Origin of the sequence: Paraburkholderia sp. (assembly GCF_034668105.1) — a bacterium.
Classification (GTDB): domain Bacteria; phylum Pseudomonadota; class Gammaproteobacteria; order Burkholderiales; family Burkholderiaceae; genus Paraburkholderia.
In genome coordinates, this window is sequence record NZ_JAXDPY010000392.1 from 1 (window position 1) to 5,497 (window position 5,497).

At 60.8% G+C, this 5,497-nt stretch carries 8 protein-coding genes; 2 read left to right on the forward strand and 6 right to left on the reverse strand.

The genetic code is table 11. The annotated features are described in order from the left end of the window. Together QOC89_RS17500 and QOC89_RS17505 are read right to left on the reverse strand one after the other, a co-directional pair. A partial coding sequence (locus QOC89_RS17500) for a phytochelatin synthase family protein (protein ID WP_323046170.1) occupies positions 1 to 612 on the reverse strand: 612 nt, incomplete at its 3' end. Positions 613 to 643: 31 nt separating this feature from the next. Further along, positions 644 to 865: a hypothetical protein gene (locus QOC89_RS17505; RefSeq protein ID WP_323046171.1), complete on the reverse strand. Its 222-nt coding sequence runs from the start codon at positions 863 to 865 to the stop codon at positions 644 to 646. A 28-nt stretch (positions 866 to 893) separates the two neighbouring features. Between QOC89_RS17505 and QOC89_RS17510 the strand changes: the two genes are divergently transcribed. After that, complete coding sequence (locus QOC89_RS17510) at positions 894 to 1,190, forward strand: DUF1289 domain-containing protein (protein WP_323046172.1); 297 nt, start codon at positions 894 to 896, stop codon at positions 1,188 to 1,190. Positions 1,191 to 1,213: 23 nt separating this feature from the next. Here QOC89_RS17510 and QOC89_RS17515 read toward each other — a convergent pair whose 3' ends face one another. Together QOC89_RS17515 and QOC89_RS17520 are read right to left on the reverse strand one after the other, a co-directional pair. Further along, entirely contained in the window at positions 1,214 to 2,308 is a 1,095-nt protein-coding gene (locus QOC89_RS17515; protein WP_323046173.1) for a GGDEF domain-containing protein, read from the reverse strand. A 10-nt stretch (positions 2,309 to 2,318) separates the two neighbouring features. Then, positions 2,319 to 3,044: a hypothetical protein gene (locus QOC89_RS17520; protein WP_323046174.1), complete on the reverse strand. Its 726-nt coding sequence runs from the start codon at positions 3,042 to 3,044 to the stop codon at positions 2,319 to 2,321. 489 nt (positions 3,045 to 3,533) lie between these two features. Between QOC89_RS17520 and QOC89_RS17525 the strand changes: the two genes are divergently transcribed. Beyond that, positions 3,534 to 3,752, forward strand: coding sequence for a zinc-binding dehydrogenase (locus QOC89_RS17525; RefSeq protein WP_323046177.1), 219 nt, complete (start codon positions 3,534 to 3,536; stop codon positions 3,750 to 3,752). Between the two features lie 19 nt (positions 3,753 to 3,771). Here QOC89_RS17525 and QOC89_RS17530 read toward each other — a convergent pair whose 3' ends face one another. Together QOC89_RS17530 and QOC89_RS17535 are read right to left on the reverse strand one after the other, a co-directional pair. Continuing rightward, the gene (locus tag QOC89_RS17530; protein WP_323046175.1) at positions 3,772 to 4,116 is read right to left on the reverse strand and encodes a cupredoxin domain-containing protein; all 345 of its coding nucleotides are present in this window, start codon (positions 4,114 to 4,116) and stop codon (positions 3,772 to 3,774) included. A 35-nt stretch (positions 4,117 to 4,151) separates the two neighbouring features. Further along, positions 4,152 to 5,120 carry a metallophosphoesterase family protein gene (locus QOC89_RS17535; protein WP_323046176.1) on the reverse strand — a complete coding sequence of 323 codons (969 nt, stop codon included), beginning with the start codon at positions 5,118 to 5,120 and terminating at the stop codon, positions 4,152 to 4,154. Positions 5,121 to 5,497: the final 377 nt, after the last annotated feature.

Here is a 5,497-nt window from a genome sequence, read left to right on the forward strand (position 1 = left end):
CCCTCCGCCTGCTTCACCGATTTCCACCCGCCTGAAGTTCAATAATGCAAAGCGGTCACTGTGGCCGGTCGTGTCGCGAATCAGATCGCGAAACTGCGCGAGTGTCAGATCGGCGGCGTGGAATTTCCTCACCTCGACAGGAAACGCACCCAGCGCCGTGCTGAGCTGGTCGAGCGTCATGCCTTCCTTCGAAACCCGCGCGGCGTTGGCCACCTGCGGATCGATGTTGCGAAAGAAATCCTGTTGCGAGAAGTATGGGAAATCCGGGTACTGCGTCGACTCGGGACGGCGGATACCCAATGCGTTGAGCGCCATCACCGAGGTCGCGACCGAACAGTAGGCTTCGTTGCGCTGCGTTTCGAAATACTCCGAAAGCGGCCAGTACGACTGGTTATGGGGGGTGGTTATCAGACGCTTCTGGCCCGCCGGCTGCGTCAGTGCAATGAGGTTAGGCGGAACCGGCAGCGGCCCGTCGGCCGGGCGGGCGGCGTTTGCGGCGTTTGCCGCGGGCACCTGATACGAATCTTGATGGGCAGTGTGGTCCGCAACCTGATTGGCCGGCGGCGACAGCTGCGCACAGGCTGCCAGTGTTATCGCCAGAACAGCGCTCATCCATCCACGCGGGCTCGTACGTCGCACGGCATCAAACGAAGAGTATCTGGTCATTGCCCTTTCCGCAGTGGATGAGTTTCGAAAGATTGCCATCCGCCAACGCTTTCTCCGCATTGGCGATGCCTCGAATTTTTAACACGAAACCCATCGACGCGTGAGTTTGCGCCCCAGCCGCGTGTTGGCTCAGCCGCTTGCTATACTCCCGCGGCCTATCCTGGCGCACGCGACCGAACAGCTTATCGAAGTCGCTCACAGCCAATTCAAGTAGATCGGATTCGAATATGAGTGACCTGGAAAGCGCCGCGTCTGGCGCAGGACTCGCCCCTGCCTCGCTGGACACCTCCGATAAAAAGCAAAGTCAATCCGGCGGCCCCAATGCGCCGATTGCGACAGTGCCTTCCCCTTGCATCGACGTTTGCAAAATCGATCGGGATACGGGCCAGTGCATCGGGTGTCTACGCACACGCGACGAAATTCGCGGATGGAAAAACATGACCGATGATTTGCGCCTCGCGATGATCGAAGAACTGTCGCACCGTAAGGCGAATCTGGAAACCCGCAAGGCAGGAACGCTATAGCGTCGGCACCGTCAAGCGCAGGATCAACCCGCCGGCTCAGCGAACGCGTAACTGTTCTTGCCGCTGCGCTTGACCCGATACATCGCTTCATCGGCCGCGCTCAGGAGGCCATGGTAATCGCCTACGGGATCGGGAAAACTGGCAATGCCGATGCTGGCACGGACCAGGCCGTTGCCCATCTCCTCGTCCGTTTGAACTACACAATCAATCAGTCGCCGGGCAATTTCGCCCAGCTCCACATGCGTCGAAAATTCCCGGACCAGCACGGCGAATTCGTCGCCGCCGATTCGCGCGACGACATCGACTCTGCGCACCGATTCACGAAAGCGCTTCGACACCGCAATCAGAAATTCATCGCCAACACGGTGACCGAGCGAGTCGTTGACCTGCTTGAAGCCATCCAGATCGACATACAGCACCGCGATATTGCGAGGCGCCCCGCCCGCGAGCGATTTCGTCGCCGCCGCTTCAAGCGTCGCAAACAGCTTGCGCCGGTTCGGCAAGCCGGTCATCGCGTCATGCAAGGCCGCCTGCTCGAATTCGCGCGACTGGCCCGCGAGCAGGCGATTCCGTTTGGCATACATCCCCAGTGCGGTAAGCAGCATGCAGAACAGCAACGCCGCCGACGCAATCAGCATGTGCGCGACATAGGTAATCCGCGCGCGTGCATCGGCGCTGGCAGCGTCGCGTTGCGCGCGCCACCCGCTCGACACGGCAGTGAGCCAGGCATCGGTGTCGCGCAGGTCGGCCTCGGCTGTCGGCGCGGGTGAAGACCTATGCGGCGGCGCCGACGGACTAGCATTCACCAGCGCCGCGAGTGACGTGAGGCGATGGGCGAGTTCGGCGCGCGCTTGACGATATCCGGCGGCACGCGTTGCTGTGGCGTCGGGCAATTGCTGCCAGATGCCGACCACGTTCCGGGCGCCTTCCGCCCGTTCGACCGCGTCGAGCACGAGTTCCGCGTATTCCTGTTTCAGTTGATCGGAAAAGATCGCCCGGATTTGCAGCGCAAGGTATGAAAGTCCAATCAGCAGGCAAACCAGCGCGGCGGCGGCGATCGCAGCCGGGCCGGGCCTGAAGCGGATCGCGAGGGCGCGCCCACGAGCGGCGCGCGGCATACGCGCGCGCTCAGGGATGGGAATAGATGTCTTGCCGGCTTCCGGAGCCATGCTGGCGATAACTCACGCGGCGAAAGAACGAACCCATTCGGGCGAACAGGCTGCCCTTGTGCCTGGCATTGGCTGTCGACGAAGATTGGCGGTCCTGTTGAGCGAGACGCGCATCCCTGCCCGCTCGACTGGACGCCGGCTGCTGCTGTGCAGCGATGTTGGAGGGCGGCGCCGCGCGATGAACGGCAGGGGCGGAAGAAGCGGCCACGGCCGGCGTTGCGTCGGCTATGCGGGTTCGGCGATCGGCGGGCCGAGAAAAAGGCCTGACCGGACCAGACCAGGAGGCTTGTTGTTTCCCTTCTTCGTCCGGTGATGCGGGCGTTGCCGTTGTGGCCGTCGTGGCCATGGGCATCGTCGCCTCGCGCGGCACAGTCGCAAAAGTCGCCGCCTTTGCCGGCGCAATCGATTTCGCGGACGCCGGTCCGGTCGCCGCCAGCGCAGTCGTTCCGAGCGCCTGCCGCGCGCGCGCCATGGCGTCGGCATATGCCTGCTGATCGTGATTGAACCAGACGCTGTAAGCGACCGTACCCAGCACGCCAAAAGTCAGCGCGCTGGCCGCCGCGACCCACAGTGCAAGACGTCCGAATCGTACGGGCGGAGCCGCGGCCAACGGCTCGGCACCAGCGTCATCGCCGGCATCTGGATGCTCTGCAGCGGATCTTGGTAAATCGGTATCGTTGAACATCGCACTACTCTCCGGAATCCTTACGTCTGACAGATCGGCAGACTTTAATCACACGATTCGGCGGTGGCCGTTCTGAAGTTCTCTGAAAATTTATCTCGCGCACCGGGTAGCGACTAATACGGTAATGCTGCGCTTTAATCGGCAGCTTGGCGAGCCGTGTGTACATCGGTAAATGCTGGTAAAAAATTCAACGCCGCGTGCATCGACGAAGGGTGCCGGGCTCGTTGCAGATTGCGTTGCGCGCCGGGCCGGGGGTGGTGACTTGAGCATGCGCTGATCCTATCTCGCATGCAACAAACACGCCCGACAAAACGGTGCGAACCTTCTCGCATCTAGCCGCCACATCTCGCCGAATTCGGACTAACAACAGCGTGTCGAAGCACTAGTGGCTCCTCATGCCTGACGTGCGTCCCACCTTCTGACGCGGAGAAGAAAAGCATTGCTCGGATTTCCCGGTTTATTCGTCTACTGTAGAAGCCCGTGCTGGACATGATCGCCAAAATGCTCACCGTAAAAGCGCACAACATCTGGCTGACGAGCGGCGATCCGAAGCGTCGAAAAGCGGCTGTCGAATACGTGCTGAAGGGTTTTGAAAATGGCGCGTTCAAGCCCGTGATCGCCCGCACTTTCAGGTTCGACGAAATGGTGGATGCACTTCGCTATCTGGAGACCAACGGACAGTTCGGAAAGGTCGTTGTGACGGTTTGAGCGCACGCTTGAAGACAACCTACTGCACCGTGATGGTTTCCTTCATATTCGGGTGAATGCCGCAAAACACCTTATACACGCCCGGCTTGTCGAACTTGAACTGGAACGTGTCGTTCTGATCGAGCGCGGCGGAGCGAAACATACCCGCATCGTTCACGACGGTGTGGGGCTCGCCGTCGAGATTTTTCCACGTCACCGTCGAGCCGGTTTTGACTGTGAGCGCCATGGGCGAAAACATGAAGTTCTTGATGACCACGGCGCTGGGCGTTTCTGCCCGTGCAACGGACATGCCCGCCGACGCCGCGATGAACATCGAGCTTCCGAGCAGCACAAAGAGGGCGCGGCGAATCGCACTGGTTTGCATAACCGATCTCCAATTGATTAGACAAAGAATTTGAATCAGACGAGTGTCGTATCGGCAAGCGTCGCGTGGAGCGGATGACGCTCAACCTTGATGCTGGTCACGCCGAGCATTCTGGGAAGCTGATCGCTCGCTACCGTGAGGGGCCCAGGGCCGGGGCCATTGCCGGCGGTCGGCTGGGGATAGGCGGTCGAGCGCGCGGTATGGAACGTGATATTGCCTTCCACCTTCGACACGATCTGGTGAATATGACCGTTCAGGACGGTCACCGAGCCGAAACGTTTCAGATAGCTCATTGCCTGACCGGCATCGCCCGTGCCCCACCCCCACGGTTCGTAGATCGTCCACATCGGCATGTGCGCAAACACGACGATCGGCGTGCTGGACGAGCGGCCCTTCAGGTCGTTTTCGAGCCAGGCGAGTTGCTCGTCGCCGAGTCCGCCCAAACCGTTCGGCTTGAAATGCATGACGTTGACGAGCGCGACGAAGTGCACGCCGTTATGGTCGAAGCTGTAATACCCCTTGTTGTCCGACGCCTTGCCGAAGCGGCTGAAGTATTCGGTTCCGGGGCCGTCCGTTACGTCGTGCTCGCCGGGCACAGTGTGCAGCTCCGTGATATTCAGACCCGACATCAACTGAGCCGCGAGATCGAACTCCGCCGGCTTGGAAAGATGCGTGATGTCGCCCGTGTGAATAGTCAGCGCGGGCTTGACCGGCATGGCGTTGACGTAGTCGATCGTTTGCTTCAGTGTGCCCGCGACGTCCGGGTTGGCTTCCTTATTGAAGCCGATATGCGAGTCGCTGATCTGCAGAAAAAGCGGCACGCCCGTGGCCGTCGACGGCGATTTCGCATCGGCCGCCAATGCCAGTTCCACGGGCGTGAGAATGCCGCCGGCAAGGACGAACACGGTGCCTACGCCGCCGAAGGCGAGACATTTCAGGGCCCCCCGGCGCGCCCGGTTGAAGGCAGGGTCAAAGGCGGGATCGGATGAATGATGTGACGACATGTTGACCTCACGATAAGGATTCGCGAGCAACCGCGGGGTCATCCCGCGGAGATCGCGACTCGGTTCATGAGCAAGACTGCCGTGCCATCGGTTTTATTCCAGGCGACCAGAAATAGCATCGGCCAATGCGTCTCGCGCCTCAGGCATGTACTTCTCGCGTCAGGTTCCATGTGGGAATAGCCGCGCTGCGTCCGCAGTCATGCAGACGAGGCAACTGAAAGGAGAAACACCATGGACATCATCGACATCGCCCGTGCGTCGGGCATGGCGGTCATCCTCGAAGGCAGGATCGGCCGTGAGGAGTACCAGAGCGTGTGCGGCTCGCTATCCGCATTGCAGCGCTTTGCCGAAGCAGTGCGTCAAGGCACGGCGCAACA